Below are 15,296 nucleotides of genomic sequence, written 5' to 3' on the forward strand. Positions count from 1 at the left end.
CTCGAAACTCCCCGAACACTGTGACGGCGGACACACTGCCCGGTGCCGCGGGCCCAAGGTTAGGCCGTGGCCGGGCAATGGGTAAACGACGGGTGAACAAACCCAAGGCTGCAGGAAAGACACGTCCGAGTAACAGGTTCGACCGAGTCGTGCCCACCATCCGCTGCCGGACGTCCCTAGTGTGGTGCTCCCCCGGACGCTCCCCCGATGGCGAAGGACTCCCGCATGTCGATCCCGACCCCGACCCCACGCGCGAGCCGCGTCAACGAGATCTTCGACTTCTCGGCCGGACGCGGCCTGGAGATCGGGCCGCTGCACAAGCCGCTCGTCCCCCGTGACGCCGCCGACGTCGCCTATCTCGATCTCTACGACCGCGACCGGCTCTACGAGACCAACGACGACAACCCCAACGTGACCCGCGAGGCGATCCCCGAGATCGACTTCCCGATGTGGGACGGCACCCGGATGCGTACGCTCGACGAGGCCGCCGCGGGCGGCGCCCCGTTCGACTGGGCGCTGGCCAGCCACGTGGTCGAGCACGTGCCCGACCTGGTCGCCTGGCTGGGCCAGATCGAGGCGGTCACCGCCCCCGACGGAGCGCTGGTCCTGGTGGTTCCCGACCGGCGCTACACCTTCGACGCGCACCGTCCGCCCACCACCATCGGCCAGATCCTGCAGGCGCACGAGGACGGCGACATCGTTCCGTCGGTGCGCGCCGTCTACGACCACCACCGCACGGCGGTCAGCCACGACCCCAAGCGACTCCACCACCGCGGGCCCAGCGAGGCCGAGACCTGCATCCATGACCTCGGCTACACACGGAGCCAGCTCGAACGGGCGCGCCGCGGTGAGTACGTCGACTCCCACGTGTGGACCTACACCGACCGCTCCTTCCCCGAGATCATCGCCGAGCTGCGCCGCCTGGGGCTGACGGACTGGTCGGTCGAGACGCTGCTGCCGGTGCCCGGGAACGACATCGAGTTCTACGTCGTGCTCCGTCGCGGCCTCTCCCCTGAGCTTCCCGAGATGCCTGGGCTGCCCGACTGGGTCGAGCAGGGCATCGAGCTGCAGGAGGAGGTCGCCCGGCTGCGTGAGGTCGTCGAGGACCAGCGGCGGCGGCTGAAGGCGCAGCGCAAGCAGCTCGGCGGCCAGCGCGCCGAGATCGACGACCTCCGCGGATCGAAGCGCTGGAAGCTCGCGACCGCGCTGGCCGCACCGCTCGATCGCTGGCGCGAGCGCCGTAAGGAGTGACGATTTCGTGCGACGACGACACGTCGGATACGCTGGTTTGGTTGCCTTGGCAGGGCGGCCGTCGATAGCGCGCCCGCTGGCAATTTCCAATCGACCTCGATCATCTATTCAAACTCAGGAGTTCACGGTGGCTGCCGTCTGCGACATCTGCGACAAGAAGCCGGGCTTCGGCAACAACCGGCCGTGGTCCAAGAAGGCGACCAGGCGCCGCTTCGACCCCAACATCCAGCGCGTCCGTGCCGTCATCGGTGGCACCCCGAAGCGCATGAACGTCTGCACGACCTGCATCAAGGCCGGCAAGGTCGCTCGCTGACCTGAGTCTTCCACGAAGGCCGTCACCCCTCGGGGTGGCGGCCTTCGTCGTTCTCGTTCAGAAGTGCGTCCAGCCCGTGGCGCCGCCGTAGACCTCACCGTCGACGGTCACCGGCGCCTCGCCGCTCTCCTGCACCTCGCCGATGACGGTCCACCCCTCCGGCAGCTCGACCTCGGGCGGGAACGCGGCCAGCAGAGCGTGGTCGTCTCCCCCGCCCAGCACGAACCCGAGCGGGTCGGCACCGGTGGCCGAGGCGACCGCGTTGAGCTCCTCGGGGACGGTCAGCGCAGCGGTGCGCACGTCGACGGTGACCTCCGAGGCCGCAGCGATGTGGGCGGCTTCGGCGAGGAGCCCGTCGGAGACGTCGATCATCGCGGACGCACCGGCCTTCGCGGCCTCAGGACCGGCGGCGTACGGAGGCTGTGGTCGTCGGTAGGCGTCGACCAGCACGCGGGGTGACCGGAAGCCTCGTTTGAGGATCGCCAGGCCCGCCGCGGCCCATCCCTGCCGGCCGCACAGAGCCAGCACGTCGCCGGGTTCGGCCCCCGAGCGCAGGATCGGCGCCTGGGTGACCGCGCCGATGGCGGTCACGGAGATGACGATCTGGTCGGCGCTGGTGATGTCGCCACCGACGACGGAGGCGCCGACCAGCGCACACTCGGCGGCGAACCCCTCGGCGAAGTCGACCGCCCACTCGGCGGGGAGGTCGGCCGGGGCGGCGAGCCCGAGGGTCATCGAGTGTGCGATGCCGCCCATCGCCGCGATGTCGGCGAGGTTCTGTCCGGCCGCTCGGTGGCCGATGTGAGAGGCCTCGGCCCAGTCGCGCCGGAAGTGGCGGCCCTCGACCATCATGTCGCTCGAGACGACGACATGGCCCTGCGTGATCCGCAGCAGCGCGGCGTCGTCGCCCGGGCCGACCAGCACCTGCTTCCCCTGGGGGAAGTGCTTGGTCATCTCGGTGATCAGCCCGAACTCACCGGCGTCGGCGAGCGTCGTGTCCCTCGGAAAAGCCATGGTCCCATCAAACCTTCCCCGCCTCGCTCTGAGATACCGGGACACGCATCGCGCCGTCTCCGCACGTCGATCGGCCACTGCCTCGCTCGTCTTATCCCCAGGGTCGGTGTAGGTCGAGCGATAGATAACGCGATAGGTTATTGGCTGGACAATGTGCCGAGGGAGGCACAGAGAACAGGAGCTGCACCATGGTCGTACAGGCGTACATCCTCATTCAGACCGACGTCGGCAAGGCCGCGGAGGTCGCCACCGAGATCGGCAAGGTCCAGGGCGTGACCCTGGCCGAGGACGTCACCGGTCCGTACGACGTGATCGTCCGTGCCGAGGCCCGCAACGTCGACGAGCTCGGCAAGATGGTCGTGGCCCGCGTCCAGAACCTCGAGGGCATCACCCGCACACTGACCTGCCCGGTCGTCCACATCTGAGATCTGTTACAACGAACTCATGAGCACTCCTCCTCTGCCCGGGCCCGTCGCCGTCATCGCCGGCGGGCTGAGCCACGAGCGCGACGTGTCGCTGGCCTCCGGCCGCAACCTCGTGCGCGAGCTTTCGGCGCTGGGTGTGGAGGTGGCTGCCTATGACTTCGATCGGGCCCTGCTGCACAACCTCGAACGCGACAAGGCCGTCGTGGCGCTGCCCGCGCTGCACGGCCAGTTCGGTGAGGACGGCGAGATCCAGACGCTCCTCGAGCTGATCGGTGTCCCCTACGTCGGCACCGACTCCGCCTCCTGCCGGGTCGCCTTCGACAAGGCCGCCGCGCGCGAGATCCTGCGCCGCGGCGGCATCCCGGTGCCCGACTCGGTCTCGCTCTCGGCCACGACCTTCCGCGACGTCGGCGCACCCGTGCTGATGGAGCACGTCATCTCCCGCATGGGCGAGCGCGTCGTCGTCAAGCCGTCGCGAGGTGGCTCGGCGCTCGGCATCACCGGTGTCGACGGCCTCTCGGCCCTCCCGGCCGCCCTGGTCAAGACCTACGCCTACTGCGACGAAGCGCTCATCGAGCGCTTCCACTCCGGCATCGACGTCTCCGTGGTGGTGCACGAGACCGAGTCCGGCGCCAAGCCCCTGACGCCGATCGCCATCGACTTCAGCAAGGGCCACGAGTTCGACTTCGCCGCCCGCTACACCGCCGAGTTCGTCGGCTTCGGTCGCCCCGACCTCCCCGACTCGCTGCTCGCCAAGCTCGGCGAGACCGCCGTACGCGCCCACGAACTGCTCGGCATGCGCGACATCTCCCGCACCGACTTCATGGTCACCCCCGAGGGCAGCTTCGTCGTGCTCGAGGTCGCCATCACCCCCGGCGCCACCGAGACCAGCGTCTTCCCCTTCGCCGCCAAGCACGACGGCACCTCGATGGGCGAGGTCACCCTCGCCCTCCTCCAGCGCGCCCTCGACCGCTGACGCGGGTCGGCTGGGATACCCGGTCGACCGGGTATCCCTGGACATGATGGGCGCTGAAACACCCACCAGGTCCATGAAGTGCCCGTCAAGCAGCACTGTTCATCTCGCCATTCGGTGGTCGACCGTTTACTTCAGGCTGCTGACCGCGCGAAAGCGGCGCGAATCTTGGCGGCGACCCGCTCGGGGTGGGCGAGGTCAGCCCAGGACAGCCGGATGCATCGCCAGCCCGTGAGGTCCTCGATCATCTCCTGCCGACGCTTCTCCCGAAGCACCGCATCGGTGGCTGACTCGCCCTCGCGTCGCAGCTCCTCATATTTGATGCGCCCGTCAAACTCGACCCACACGCCGTACTCCGGCCACGCGAAGTCAAGTCGCGCGACTACGCGTCCCGATTCGTCACGAACCTCGTACTGCAGGCAAGGCATCGGAAGCGCTTGAGCGAAGCAGAGATGCAACACCCTCCCTTCGCCAACGGACTCGATGCGTCCGTCAGCGAGCCGGAGGACCAGGTCGGTGGTCAGGGTCTGCGGCCAATGATCCATCGTGCCGGCATACCGCTGGACCACTTGCTCCATCGTCACGAGCTTGCGATGGAGCAAACAGCTCGCCAGGACGAGGCCGACCTCAACCGTTGCCAACGTAGTGACCTCGAGTAGTGCCCGCACCGGCGATGTGACGTCGACATCGCCCAGACGGATGACGTCGCCATCGATCAGGCGTCCGCGATGTTGTTGGATGCCGGCTTCCTTCCGCCCGCTTCTTCCGTCTCTCCGCGTCAGATGCACGTTGCGCAGATCCAGACCCCACGTCGGGATCGGGTCGGGAAATAAGGCGATAGCGGAGGTATGGGAGACCACCACGTCCGTCTTCGCTTGCCTGGCCGCAGCTCTAGCTCGCACCGCATGCCTCGAGCGATCGTCGAGCGCCGCGAACGGCGCCGCATTCACGTACGCACCGCGGCGAGCTCGTACCCACTCTCCCGACCGGACAGCACGCAGGATCGCGGCATCGTCGTAGCCTGAGGCGAGCAACTCCCGTCGCAACTGGATGGGCATGAGACGCACGTCGTCTGGTTCGAGATTCATGCCGCTCAGCATGACGAAGACCTGCGACAATCTCGGGCCTGCCAGAGCGGGCTGTGGATAACTCGATCCCCAAGTGACGCTGTGGACACTCACCGGCCCGCGATAATCCGAGCATGGCCATACTCCGAGACGCTCGGGGCGGCTTGACGGGCACTTCGTGGACTTGAGGGCCGTTACTTTGCCCGTCATGTCCAGGGATACCCGGTCGACCGGGTATCCCAGCCCGGTCGACCGACGGCAGGCGTCAGCTCAGGCCGGTGAGCTTGCCGGCGATGCCGCCGGCGGCCTTGAGGGCGACGCCTTCCTCGAAGTTGCGGGTCACCTGGGGCACGTGCTTCTCGGCCTCCTCGATCGCGCTGGTGAGCACGTCGGAGGCCGGGGTGTCGGGCCACAGGTAGAGGGAGAGGGCGCCGGGGATCGAGTTGACCTCGTTGATGTAGACCTCGCCCTTGCCGTCGGAGAGGAAGTCGATGCGGAGGATGCCGGTCAGGCCGGTGAGCTCCACGACGCGTGCGGCAAGGTCCTTGATCTGCTTGGTGACCGACTCCTCGACCTGCGCGGGAAACTCGCGCGGGGAGGAGGAGAGACCGTCGGTGTGGACGTACTTGGCGGAGTAGTCGTACATCTTCGCCTCGTCGGAGCGCAGCGGGCGCTCGACGTCGCTGACCGCGACCTCGGGCGCGGTGCGCACCGAGGCGTTGAGGTCGAAGAGGTCGGGGCGGTACGGCTCGACGACCGCGCCGGCACGCAGGTGCGGCGAGGTGTTGAGGAGCGCGAGACCGGTCTCGTAGTCGTCGACGACCTCGATGCCGATCGAGGAGCCACCGAAGCGCGGCTTGACGATGTAGGGGCCGGTGAAGGAAGGCTCCGCGAACCGGGAGAGCAGCTCACGCTGCAGCGACGGGAGGCCGGCGTTGAGCATGACCGCGCCGAAGGCGAGCTTGTCCATGCCGAGCGCGGCCGAAGCCGGGGTGGCGCCGGTGGCCCGAAGGCCCGCGAGCTCGAAGAGCCACTGGATGCCGCCGGCCTCGCCCGCGCCGCCGTGGAAGGCGGAGAGGATCGGGCCGGTCTCGAGGCGCTTGCCGCCGCCGAAGCCACCGGTCGTGTAGAAGCCGTCGCCCTTCTCGGCGCCGAGGCGGAACTCGACCGGCTTGGAGCCCTTCGGCTCGCCGCCGAGGAAGTCGCGCGCCTCCTGCTTGGCGGGCACCAGGAACCACTTGTCGGAACGCGCCCAGTAGAGGCACGTCACCTCCACACCGGCACCAGAGAGGACCCGCTCGGCCTGCAGGCCGGTGAGGATGCTGATGTCGTGCTCGGCGCTGGGGCCGCCGAAGACGATCGTCGCCTTGGTTACGCTCATTCGTGGGTCTCCTGGGTGCTACGCGTAATGGTCGGGGAGGTCATTCTCATACAGCACCACGTCGCCCTCCTTGGCCGCGGTCAACGCGTGGTCGGCTGCCGCCTTGCGGCTCTCGAACGTGGTGGTTCGCGCCGGCTCCCCCGCCCGCAGCGCTTGTCGGTTGGTGCGACCGACGATGCACAGGTGCATCTTGTCGGAGGCCGTGGCAGCCCGCGCGAACTCGGTGTTGCGCGCCGCCTGCTCGGTGCCCAGCTCGACCATACCGGGGGTGATGGTCCACACCGTGCCCGACTCCCCTGCCAGCCTCTTGGCCTTGGCCAGTGCTGACGCGGCACCGGTCGGGTTGGAGTTGAAGGTGTCGTCGACGACCCACACGCCGCCGGGGGTCTTGTTGGCCTCTGCCCGGTGGGGCGTGCCGGGGATCGACGTCAGCCGCTCGGTGATCGTCTCGATCGGCACCTCGACCGCGAGCGCGAGACCGACGGCGATGGCCACGTTGATCGGGTGCCCGACCTCGTCGGGAAGGTCCACGGCGTACGCCTCGCCGTTGATCTGCAGATGACCGTCAGCGACCACGACGTCGGCGGTGGTGCCCGGGATCGCGGAGCAGGCGATGACTCGCTTGCTGGCCCGCAGGTTCTCGGCGATGAGGGCGAGCTCGGGCACGTCGATGTTGAGCACGACGGTGGAGGCGTTGGGGAGGATCTCCGACTTGGCCTTCACGATCGTCTCGCGCGACTTCATCCGCTCCAGGTGGGCCTCGCCGATCGTGGTGATCGCGGCGACCTCGGGCGGGAAGATCTCGGTGAGCTTCGCGATCTCGCCGGGGCCGTAGGTGCCCATCTCGGCCACGAAGATGTCGGTGCCGGGCTGGAGACGGTCGTTGACCGCACGGGAGAGGCCCATCGCGTTGTTGAAGGAGGCCGGCGAGGCGAGCGTCGACCAGCGGCCCTGCATGAGGTGGGTGGCGTAGTTCTTGGTCGAGGTCTTGCCGTAGGAGCCGGTGATCGCGACGATCCGCGGGGCGACCTTCTTGATGGTGGCGGCGGCCTGCACCTGCCACTTCTTCGCCATCGACCTCTCGACCGGCCACATGATCGCCAGCGCCGCCTCGGCGAGCGGCACGGCCAGGATCGGCAGCAGCCCGGCGGCGACCGGCGCGAGGAGCGCGATCAGCACGGTCACGAGCGCGTGCAGCACGAAGAGCACCGCGGCCAGACGCTTGACGCGGTCGGTCCAGACCAGCGGCTTCGCACCCTTGAACGACATGCCCACCGGCCAGCCGACGAACAGCAGCGCCCCGACGATCGCCCCGTAGGGCAGCACGAACGCGGCCAGACAGACCACGATCACCGCGCCGAGGAGGATCGCCTCGACCGGGCGGGCCTTGATCCAGATCCACTCGATCGCGAACAGCCGCGTCGGCTCGTAGTGCTCACGCTGAGCCACCCGCAGCCAGCGGTAGTAGGAGACCAGGGTCAGCACGGAGGCGACCAGGACGATCCACATGATTGTTCAGCCCCTCGGGTTCAGTTCGTACGCAGGTCGTCGATGGCGACGCGCAGGCTCTTGACCAGCCCGGCGTCGAGCAGATGGGCGGAGCCCGGGACGATCTCCAGGGTCGCGTTGTCGCCCAGGATCGCCATGGCCTCGTCGGGCATCCAGGACGGGGCGGCGGTGTCGTTCTCGCCCCAGACCAGCTTGACCGGCAGGTCGGTGGCGGCGACGGACTCCAGCTGCTCGGTGTAGTCGTCGTTGACGGCCTTCACGAGCACCTCGCGCATCACGCCCTTGGCGTTGCGGTAGTCCGACGAGCCGTACTTCTCGCGCAGCCCATCCATCCTGGACTCGGAGATGAGCTTCTTGGCGTACGCCCAGCGGCCGATCCGGTAGGCGAGCTTGGGCTTGCCGCCGGTCTTCGGGCGGAAGAGCGGCAGACCGGTGATCACCAGGCCACGGACCAGCTCGGGATGTGCGGCGGCAAGCTGCACGGCGACCCGGCCGCCGAAGGAGTGACCGACGAGCACCGGGCGGTCGAGATCGCGCAGGATCTCGGCCAGCCACTCGGCGTACTGCCTCGTGTTCCAGGCCTCGTCGGGGGCAGGGGTCGCACCGAAGCCGGGCTGGTCGAGCGCGAGCGCGTCCAGGCCGTCCAGGGTCGAGCCCCAGTCGCTGCGGTTGCGCGCCCAGCCGTGCAGGGCGACGACGGTGGCAGCACCTTTGCCGTGCTTCTCACCGAAAGCACGTCCATCCAGCAGGGTCGTCAACACGGCCGCAACCTTATCCGGGACCGCCCCTCGACCCGTAACCGCGCGTCGGGTGAGCGTCCGATTACGCTCGGCCACATGGATCACAAGCCCGCCACGATCGCCGTCCACGCCGGGCGGCCGGCCCACGAGCCCGACCAGCCGCTCAACGTACCGATCACGATGGCCTCGACCTATGTCGCCGGCGGCGACAAGGAGTACGGGCGCTACACCAACGACTCCTGGGTGGCGTTCGAGGAGGCGCTGGGCAGGCTCGAGGGCGGCCGAGCGCTCTCCTTCTCCTCCGGTCTGGCGGCGGTCGCGACCCTCCTCGACCTGGTCAACGACTCGGTGGTCGTGGCCACCGAGCAGAGCTACCTGGGCACGATCGGGCAGCTGGCCGACCTCGAGGCGCGCGGACGCCTCACCGCGAGGCTGGCCGACTTCTCCGACACCGACGCGGTCGTCCGGCTGCTCGAGAAGCTCGACGGCGAGGTCGCGCTGGTGTGGATCGAGACGCCGACCAACCCGGGCATGCAGCTCGCCGACCTGCCGGCGATCATCGCCGCGGCACACAAGGCCGGCGCACGGGTCGTGGTCGACAACACCTTCGCCACTCCCCTGCTCCAGCAGCCGCTCGCCCTCGGCGCCGACATCGTCATCCACTCGGCCACCAAGTTCATCGCGGGACACTCCGACGTGGTCATGGGCGCGGCCGTCGTCTCCGACGACGCCCTCTGGGACGTGCTCAAGGCCCGTCGCGACCTGCTCGGCGCCATCCCCGGACCGTTCGAGGCGTGGCTGGCGCTGCGAGGCATCCGTACGCTGCACCTGCGTGTCGAGCGCTCGGCGGCCAACGCCGCCGAGCTCGCCGAGCGGCTGGCCGCGCACCCCGCCGTCGCCGAGGTGCGCTACCCGGGGTTCGGAGGAATGCTGGCCGTCGTGCTGCCCACCGCGGAGCAGGCCGACTTCCTCACCCACGCCACCTCGCTGTGGGTCCACGCCACCTCGCTCGGAGGCGTCGAGTCGACCTTCGAGAGGCGTCGGCGCTGGAAGACCGAGTCGGCGACCGTGCCCGACGGGCTGGTGCGGATGTCGGTCGGCGTCGAGGACGTCGACGACCTCTGGGCCGATCTCGAGCAGGCGCTCGGCCGGCTCGAGCGCTAGGGCATGTCTGGCAAAGACACGGCGGCCGCGAGCGGCGTTTCGGGCCGATCTGGCCAGGCGTCCGCTGCGAAGGCATCCCGGAGGCTGTCGAGCGGCAGCAACGCAGCCAGATCGGATGCGAAACGTCGCATAGCGGGCGTGGATCTGCCAGACATGCCCTAGCCTGCGGGCCTCACGACCAGCGCCGAGCCACCTCCGCGACGCCAGGGTTCGGCCGTCGCGGTGAGCAGCCCGTCCGGGCCGATCCCGATCGCGGTCGCCGCCCCGATCTCGGCGGTCGAGGCGAAGCTGTGTCCCAGCGACTCCAGCGGCCCGGCGTACGCATCGATGAACGCCGGCTCGGCGTCGGTCTTCGCGACGTTGCGCTGGGAGACCCGCGGCGCTGCCATCGCCTCGGGCAGGCTCCGGTCGCGCGCGAGCCTCTCCACGAGGATCTGCAGCACCGTGGTGATGATCGTCGAGCCGCCGGGCGATCCGACGGCGAGGATCGGCTGCTTCTCGCCGTCGGGGCCTTCGCCGAGGACGATCGTGGGCGACATCGAGCTGCGCGGACGCTTGTTGGGCTCGATGCGGTTGGGGTCGTCGGCGCGGTAGGTCGTCGAGAAGTCGGTCAGCTCGTTGTTGAGGAGGAACCCGCGGCCCGGCACGGTGATCCCGGAGCCGCCGGTCTGCTCGATGGTCAGCGTGTATTCGACGACGTCGCCCCACCGGTCGACGACGGTCAGGTTGGTGGTCTCCAGGTTCTCGGTGTCCCGAGCGGTCTCACCGGCTCCGGCCTCGCCGTCGCAGACCCCGTCGTAGTCGTCGACGTCTCCGGCCGCGACCGGCTTGGGCTGCGCGGCCGCAGGGTCGATCCCGCAGGCCCGCTCGGCGGCGAAGGTGTCGTCGAGCAGCGCGTCGACGGGCACGTCGACCTGGTCGGCGTCGCCGACGTAGGCACCCCGGTCGGCGAAGGAGATCGCGCTCGCCTCGATCAGGTGGTGGTAGGCCTCGGTCGGGCTCATCGCGTCGAGCTCGTAGCGCTCCAGGATGTTGAGCGCCTCCCCCACCGATGTGCCACCCGACGACGGCGGAGCCATCCCGACGACGTCGAGGCCCCGGTAGGTCGAACGGGTCGGCTCGCGCTCGGGTGCGGTGTAGGCGGCGAGATCGTCGGTGGTCACCCACCCGGCCGGCACCGGCAGATCGGTCTCACCTGTCTTCGGCGGGCTGGTCACCGCGTCGGCGATCTCTCCCGCCAGCCGACCGTGGTAGAACGCGCCCACGCCCTGGTGACCGATCATGTCGTAGGTGGCGGCGACGTCGGGGTTGCGGAACCTGCTGCCGACCTCGGGCGCCGATCCTCCGGGAAGGAACAGCTCGGCGGTGGAGTCGATCGCTGCGAAACGTTCGGCGTTGTCGACGGTCTGCTGATGGAAGGTCTCGTCGACGACGAAGCCTCGGCGGGCCAGCCTGGCGGCCGGCGCGAGGGTCTGTCGCAGGCTCTTCGTGCCCCACTTCTTCAAGGCGTTGTGCCAGGTCAGAGGCGTGCCAGGCACGCCGACCGAGGCCCCGCTGGTGACCATGTCGGGGAAGAACGGGTATTCCTCTCCCGTCTCCGGGTCGATGAACGCGTCGTGGGGCATCGCCGAGGGCGCCTTCTCGCGTCCGTCGATCGTCTCGACCTCGCCGGTGCGTGCGGAGTAGTGGACGAAGAATCCGCCCCCGCCGAGACCGGCCGAGTAGGGCTCGGTGACGCCGAGCGCGGCCGCGGTCGCCACCGCGGCGTCGGTCGCGTTGCCGCCCTTGCGCAGCACCTCGAGACCGACCCGGCTCGCCTCGGCGTCGACGCTCGCCACCGCTCCCCCGTAGCCCACCGCGGTGGGCGCCTTCGGGGGTGGCGCGTGCCTGTCGTTCGCCGGGTCGGCGGTGGCTGCGGCGCTGGGCACCAGAGCGGCCAGCGCGAGTGCCCCGGTGGTCAGTGAGGCGATGACTGCAGAACGACGTCCGAGCATGACGTACTCCCAGATTGGCGGCCTTCCGAACCTACTACGCCGCGGCACTGCGGGAATTACGATCTGAAATTCCTTAATTAGTAAGGGTTGCTTACAATTAAATGCGCTGCCACCATCGAAAGGCGATCAGGCTGCTCGAGCCCGATCCAGCCATCCCCTCGGAGGTGTCACCCATGCATGTCGCCTTGCCCCGCACCCGCCGGAGCGCCGGCCGTCTCATCGGCCCGCTCGTCGGCACGCTCGCCGCAGCGCTCGCCCTCACCGGCACGCTGGCCACGACGGGCGCCGCTGGTCCCGCCAGCGCCTCTTCGACCTCGACCGCGGCGGATCCGACCGCGGTCGCCGGCTACCGCAACGTCGGCTACTTCGTGCAGTGGGGCGTCTACGGCCGCGCCTTCAAGGCCAAGCAGCTCGAGACCTCCGGAGTCGCCGACGATCTCACCCACCTCAACTACGCCTTCGGCAACATCCACCACGAGTCGCTGACCTGCTTCGAGGCCAACAAGGCCCAGGGCGAGGGGCCCAACGGCTCCGACGGCGCCGGGGACGCGTGGGCCGACTACGGGATGTCGTACGCAGCCGGCGACTCCGTCTCCGGAGAGGCCGACACCTGGGACCAGCCGCTGGCCGGGTCCTTCAACCAGCTCAAGCAGCTCAAGGCGAAGCACCCGGACCTCAAGGTGCTGCTCTCGCTCGGCGGCTGGACCTGGTCGAAGAACTTCTCCCTGGCCGCGGCCACCCCGGAGTCGCGCCAGAAGTTCGTCTCCTCCTGCATCGACCTCTATATCAAGGGCAACCTGCCGGTGATCGACGGGCGCGGCGGCGACGGCGCGGCCGCCGGCGTCTTCGACGGATTCGACATCGATTGGGAGTGGCCGGGCTCGCCCAACGGCAACGCCGGCAACCACGTCGACCCCGAGCACGACAAGGAGAACTTCCGCCTCCTGCTCGCGGAGTTCCGCAGCCAGCTCGACGCGCTCGGCGACGGCTACGAGCTCTCCGCCTTCCTGCCCGCCAACCCCGAGGACATCGACGCCGGCGGCTGGAACGACCCGCGCAACTTCGAGTCGCTCGACTTCGGCAACATCCAGGGCTACGACCTCTGGGGTGCCTGGGACCCGACGATGACCGGCCATCAGGGCAACCTCTACCCCGACCCCGCCGACCCGCGCCCCGACGGCAAGCGGTTCAGCGTGGACGAGTCCGTGAACGCCTACCTCGACGCCGGCATCTCCCCGGCCCAGCTCGGCCTCGGCATGGCGACCTACGGCCGCGGCTGGCAGGGCGCGACCTCGGCCGACCCGTGGGGCCCGGCGACCGCCGCTGCCCCGGGAACCTACGAGGCGGGCAACGAGGACTACGACAAGCTCAAGACGCGGGGCACCGACCACTACGACGCCGACGTCGGTGCCGCCTGGCGCTACGACGGCGACCAGTGGTGGAGCTACGACAACGTCTCCACGATCGAGCAGAAGGCGGCGTACGCCATCTCGAAGGGGCTCGGCGGAGGCATGTGGTGGGAGCTCTCCGGCGACCGCGAGGGTGAGCTGGTCGGCACCTTCGCCGACGCCGTTCGCAGCAGCGGCTCGGGCGGATAACCGACCCGCGAACGCGAAGGCGGCCCCGGAGCACTCGCTCCGGGGCCGTCCTCGTGGTTCTGCTCGGTAGTTGCTCGGTCGCGCTACTCGGTCTCGGCCTTGGTCGGGCGCTCGAGCATCTCGTCCATGATGGCGGTGACGGTCTTGGCGCCGGAGACGACGTCGTCGACGTACTGCGCCAGCGGCGCGTCCACGCCGACCTTCGCGGCCAGCTCGCGCAGCGAGTGGGACGACTTGGCGCCCTCGGCGACCTGGTGGCTGGAGGCGAGGATGTCGGCGGTGGTCATGCCCTGGCCGAGCTTCTCCCCGAACGTACGGTTGCGCGAGAGCGGCGAGGAGCAGGTCGCGGCCAGGTCGCCGAGACCGGCCAGACCCATCAGGGTGATCGGGTTGGCGCCGAGCTGCATCGCCAGCCGGGCGGTCTCCGCCAGACCGCGGGTGATCAGCGAGGCCTGGGTGTTGTCACCGAAGCCGAGGCCGGCGGCCATCCCGGTGGAGATGGCGACCACGTTCTTGTAGGCCCCGCCGATCTCGCACCCGACGACGTCGGTCGAGGTGTAGGGCCGGAAACCCGGGCTGTGCACGCGCGCCTGGACCGTCTTCGCGACCTCCTCGTCGGCGCACGCCACCACACCGGCGGCGGGCTCACGACGGATGATCTCCTTGGACAGGTTGGGCCCGCTGACCACGGCGATCCTCTCGGGACCGGCACCGGTGACGTGAGCGATGACCTCGCTCATCCGCTCCAGGGTGCCGAGCTCGACGCCCTTCATCAGCGAGACCAGCGGCACGTCCTTGGGCAGGAACGGCGCCCAGTCGGTCAGGTTCTTGCGCAGCGTCTGCGACGGCGCCGCCAGGACGACCAGCTCGGCTCCGTGCGCGGCCTTCTCGATGTCGTGGGTCGCGCTGATGTTGTGCGGCAGCTCGGTGCCCGGGTGATACTCGGGGTTCTCGTGGGTGTCGTTGATCGCTGTCGCGACCTCCTCACGGCGCGCCCACATCGTGACGTCGTTGCCGGCGTCGGCGAGGATGACCGAGAACGCGGTGCCCCACGAGCCCGCTCCGAAAACCGCTACTTTGCCCTGACGCTCGCTCAATTGCCGTCCTTCTTCTTGCTCTTGCGGGGGTCGCCGGTCTCGTTCACGCCGGCCTTCTTCGGGTCGAAGAGCTCGCTGGGCGGCTCCTCGCCCCTGATCTCGGCCACCAGGCCGACGATCGCCTTCATGATCCGGTCCGTCGCCTGGCTGACGACCGCGACGGTGTGGTCCTGGACCTCGAGATCCTTCAGATCGACCGGGTCACCGACCTTCATCTGGATCGTCTTGCGGCCGATCAGGTGCGGCTTGAGAGAGTACGCCGGGAGCAGCTCCTGCGCGCCCCACTGTCCCACCGGGTAGACCGGGGCGCCGGTCGCGAGCGCGATCCGAGCCGCACCGGACTTGCCGCGCATCGGCCAGCCGTCGGGATCCTTGGTGATCGAGCCCTCGACGTACACGACGACGAGGCTGCCCTCGTTGACCGCCTTCACGGCCTCGTCGAAGGAGGACGAGCCGGCCTTACGGTCGACGGGGATCTGGCCCGCGGCACGCAGATACTTGCCCAGCGGCCCCTTGAACAGGCCGGCCTTCGCCAGATAGCTCGGGCGGCGTCCGTAGTCCCATACGATGTGGGCCGCGGTGAACGGGTCGATCTCGGAGACATGGTTGAGCGCGATCACCGCGCCCCCGGACTCCGGGATCTTCTCGCCACCCTCCCACTGGTGCTTGGTGGTGGCGAGCAGGACTGGCTTCACGATGCCGACGGCCACTGTCCACGGCCAGCCGACCTTGCCCTCCTGGAACTTCCGGTACTTTCCCACGGGGGCAGG

Annotated in this window: 14 protein-coding genes; 6 read left to right on the top strand and 8 right to left on the bottom strand. The window is 69.2% G+C overall.

Annotated features, from left to right (window positions below):
- The first annotated feature begins 225 nt into the window (after positions 1 to 225).
- Positions 226 to 1,251 carry a class I SAM-dependent methyltransferase gene (locus FB381_RS16740; RefSeq protein WP_170225194.1) on the top strand — a complete coding sequence of 342 codons (1,026 nt, stop codon included), beginning with the start codon at positions 226 to 228 and terminating at the stop codon, positions 1,249 to 1,251.
- Positions 1,252 to 1,378: 127 nt separating this feature from the next.
- Complete coding sequence (rpmB, locus tag FB381_RS16745) at positions 1,379 to 1,564, top strand: 50S ribosomal protein L28 (protein ID WP_141781333.1); 186 nt, start codon at positions 1,379 to 1,381, stop codon at positions 1,562 to 1,564.
- Positions 1,565 to 1,621: 57 nt separating this feature from the next.
- Here rpmB and FB381_RS16750 read toward each other — a convergent pair whose 3' ends face one another.
- Entirely contained in the window at positions 1,622 to 2,578 is a 957-nt protein-coding gene (locus FB381_RS16750; RefSeq protein ID WP_141781334.1) for a thiamine-phosphate kinase, read from the bottom strand.
- A 188-nt stretch (positions 2,579 to 2,766) separates the two neighbouring features.
- On the opposite strand from FB381_RS16750, the gene FB381_RS16755 reads away from it, so the two are divergent.
- Together FB381_RS16755 and FB381_RS16760 are read left to right on the top strand one after the other, a co-directional pair.
- The gene (locus tag FB381_RS16755; RefSeq protein ID WP_141781335.1) at positions 2,767 to 3,003 is read left to right on the top strand and encodes an Lrp/AsnC ligand binding domain-containing protein; all 237 of its coding nucleotides are present in this window, start codon (positions 2,767 to 2,769) and stop codon (positions 3,001 to 3,003) included.
- Positions 3,004 to 3,022: 19 nt separating this feature from the next.
- Entirely contained in the window at positions 3,023 to 3,979 is a 957-nt protein-coding gene (locus FB381_RS16760) for a D-alanine--D-alanine ligase family protein (protein ID WP_141781336.1), read from the top strand.
- A 131-nt stretch (positions 3,980 to 4,110) separates the two neighbouring features.
- On the opposite strand, the gene FB381_RS16765 is transcribed toward FB381_RS16760, so the two are convergent.
- The 4 genes from FB381_RS16765 to FB381_RS16780 form a co-directional block, all read right to left on the bottom strand.
- Positions 4,111 to 5,076, bottom strand: coding sequence for a type IV toxin-antitoxin system AbiEi family antitoxin domain-containing protein (locus FB381_RS16765; RefSeq protein ID WP_170225195.1), 966 nt, complete (start codon positions 5,074 to 5,076; stop codon positions 4,111 to 4,113).
- Positions 5,077 to 5,308: 232 nt separating this feature from the next.
- A complete protein-coding gene (locus FB381_RS16770; RefSeq protein ID WP_141781338.1) occupies positions 5,309 to 6,424 on the bottom strand; it encodes a D-alanine--D-alanine ligase family protein in 1,116 nt (371 codons plus the stop codon).
- 18 nt (positions 6,425 to 6,442) lie between these two features.
- Positions 6,443 to 7,933: a UDP-N-acetylmuramoyl-tripeptide--D-alanyl-D-alanine ligase gene (locus FB381_RS16775; protein ID WP_141781339.1), complete on the bottom strand. Its 1,491-nt coding sequence runs from the start codon at positions 7,931 to 7,933 to the stop codon at positions 6,443 to 6,445.
- Between the two features lie 20 nt (positions 7,934 to 7,953).
- Complete coding sequence (locus tag FB381_RS16780; protein ID WP_170225196.1) at positions 7,954 to 8,694, bottom strand: alpha/beta fold hydrolase; 741 nt, start codon at positions 8,692 to 8,694, stop codon at positions 7,954 to 7,956.
- A gap of 75 nt (positions 8,695 to 8,769) precedes the next feature.
- On the opposite strand from FB381_RS16780, the gene FB381_RS16785 reads away from it, so the two are divergent.
- Positions 8,770 to 9,837 carry a trans-sulfuration enzyme family protein gene (locus FB381_RS16785; protein ID WP_141781340.1) on the top strand — a complete coding sequence of 356 codons (1,068 nt, stop codon included), beginning with the start codon at positions 8,770 to 8,772 and terminating at the stop codon, positions 9,835 to 9,837.
- 158 nt (positions 9,838 to 9,995) lie between these two features.
- Here FB381_RS16785 and ggt read toward each other — a convergent pair whose 3' ends face one another.
- Positions 9,996 to 11,831: a gamma-glutamyltransferase gene (gene ggt, locus FB381_RS16790; protein ID WP_141781341.1), complete on the bottom strand. Its 1,836-nt coding sequence runs from the start codon at positions 11,829 to 11,831 to the stop codon at positions 9,996 to 9,998.
- A gap of 173 nt (positions 11,832 to 12,004) precedes the next feature.
- On the opposite strand from ggt, the gene FB381_RS16795 reads away from it, so the two are divergent.
- The gene (locus FB381_RS16795) at positions 12,005 to 13,429 is read left to right on the top strand and encodes a glycoside hydrolase family 18 protein (RefSeq protein WP_141781342.1); all 1,425 of its coding nucleotides are present in this window, start codon (positions 12,005 to 12,007) and stop codon (positions 13,427 to 13,429) included.
- Between the two features lie 83 nt (positions 13,430 to 13,512).
- Here FB381_RS16795 and FB381_RS16800 read toward each other — a convergent pair whose 3' ends face one another.
- Positions 13,513 to 14,526, bottom strand: a complete 1,014-nt coding sequence (locus FB381_RS16800) for an NAD(P)H-dependent glycerol-3-phosphate dehydrogenase (protein ID WP_141781343.1) — start codon at positions 14,524 to 14,526, stop codon at positions 13,513 to 13,515.
- The gene (locus FB381_RS16805) at positions 14,523 to 15,287 is read right to left on the bottom strand and encodes a lysophospholipid acyltransferase family protein (protein WP_141781344.1); all 765 of its coding nucleotides are present in this window, start codon (positions 15,285 to 15,287) and stop codon (positions 14,523 to 14,525) included. Before FB381_RS16805 ends, FB381_RS16800 begins: the two co-directional genes overlap by 4 nt.
- Positions 15,288 to 15,296 lie beyond the last annotated feature (9 nt).

Source organism: Nocardioides albertanoniae (assembly GCF_006716315.1).
In the GTDB taxonomy this organism is placed as follows: domain Bacteria; phylum Actinomycetota; class Actinomycetes; order Propionibacteriales; family Nocardioidaceae; genus Nocardioides; species Nocardioides albertanoniae.

Bases quoted from the DNA above. Each gene is read 5' to 3' on its own strand.
- FB381_RS16740 (WP_170225194.1), top strand. From the start codon at position 226: ATGTCGATCCCGACCCCGACCCCACGCGCGAGCCGCGTCAACGAGATC.
- FB381_RS16775 (WP_141781339.1), bottom strand. From the start codon at position 7,933: ATGTGGATCGTCCTGGTCGCCTCCGTGCTGACCCTGGTCTCCTACTAC.
- FB381_RS16755 (WP_141781335.1), top strand. From the start codon at position 2,767: ATGGTCGTACAGGCGTACATCCTCATTCAGACCGACGTCGGCAAGGCC.
- FB381_RS16760 (WP_141781336.1), top strand. From the start codon at position 3,023: ATGAGCACTCCTCCTCTGCCCGGGCCCGTCGCCGTCATCGCCGGCGGG.
- ggt (WP_141781341.1), bottom strand. From the start codon at position 11,831: ATGCTCGGACGTCGTTCTGCAGTCATCGCCTCACTGACCACCGGGGCA.
- FB381_RS16770 (WP_141781338.1), bottom strand. From the start codon at position 6,424: ATGAGCGTAACCAAGGCGACGATCGTCTTCGGCGGCCCCAGCGCCGAG.
- FB381_RS16750 (WP_141781334.1), bottom strand. From the start codon at position 2,578: ATGGCTTTTCCGAGGGACACGACGCTCGCCGACGCCGGTGAGTTCGGG.
- FB381_RS16785 (WP_141781340.1), top strand. From the start codon at position 8,770: ATGGATCACAAGCCCGCCACGATCGCCGTCCACGCCGGGCGGCCGGCC.
- FB381_RS16795 (WP_141781342.1), top strand. From the start codon at position 12,005: ATGCATGTCGCCTTGCCCCGCACCCGCCGGAGCGCCGGCCGTCTCATC.
- FB381_RS16765 (WP_170225195.1), bottom strand. From the start codon at position 5,076: ATGCTGAGCGGCATGAATCTCGAACCAGACGACGTGCGTCTCATGCCC.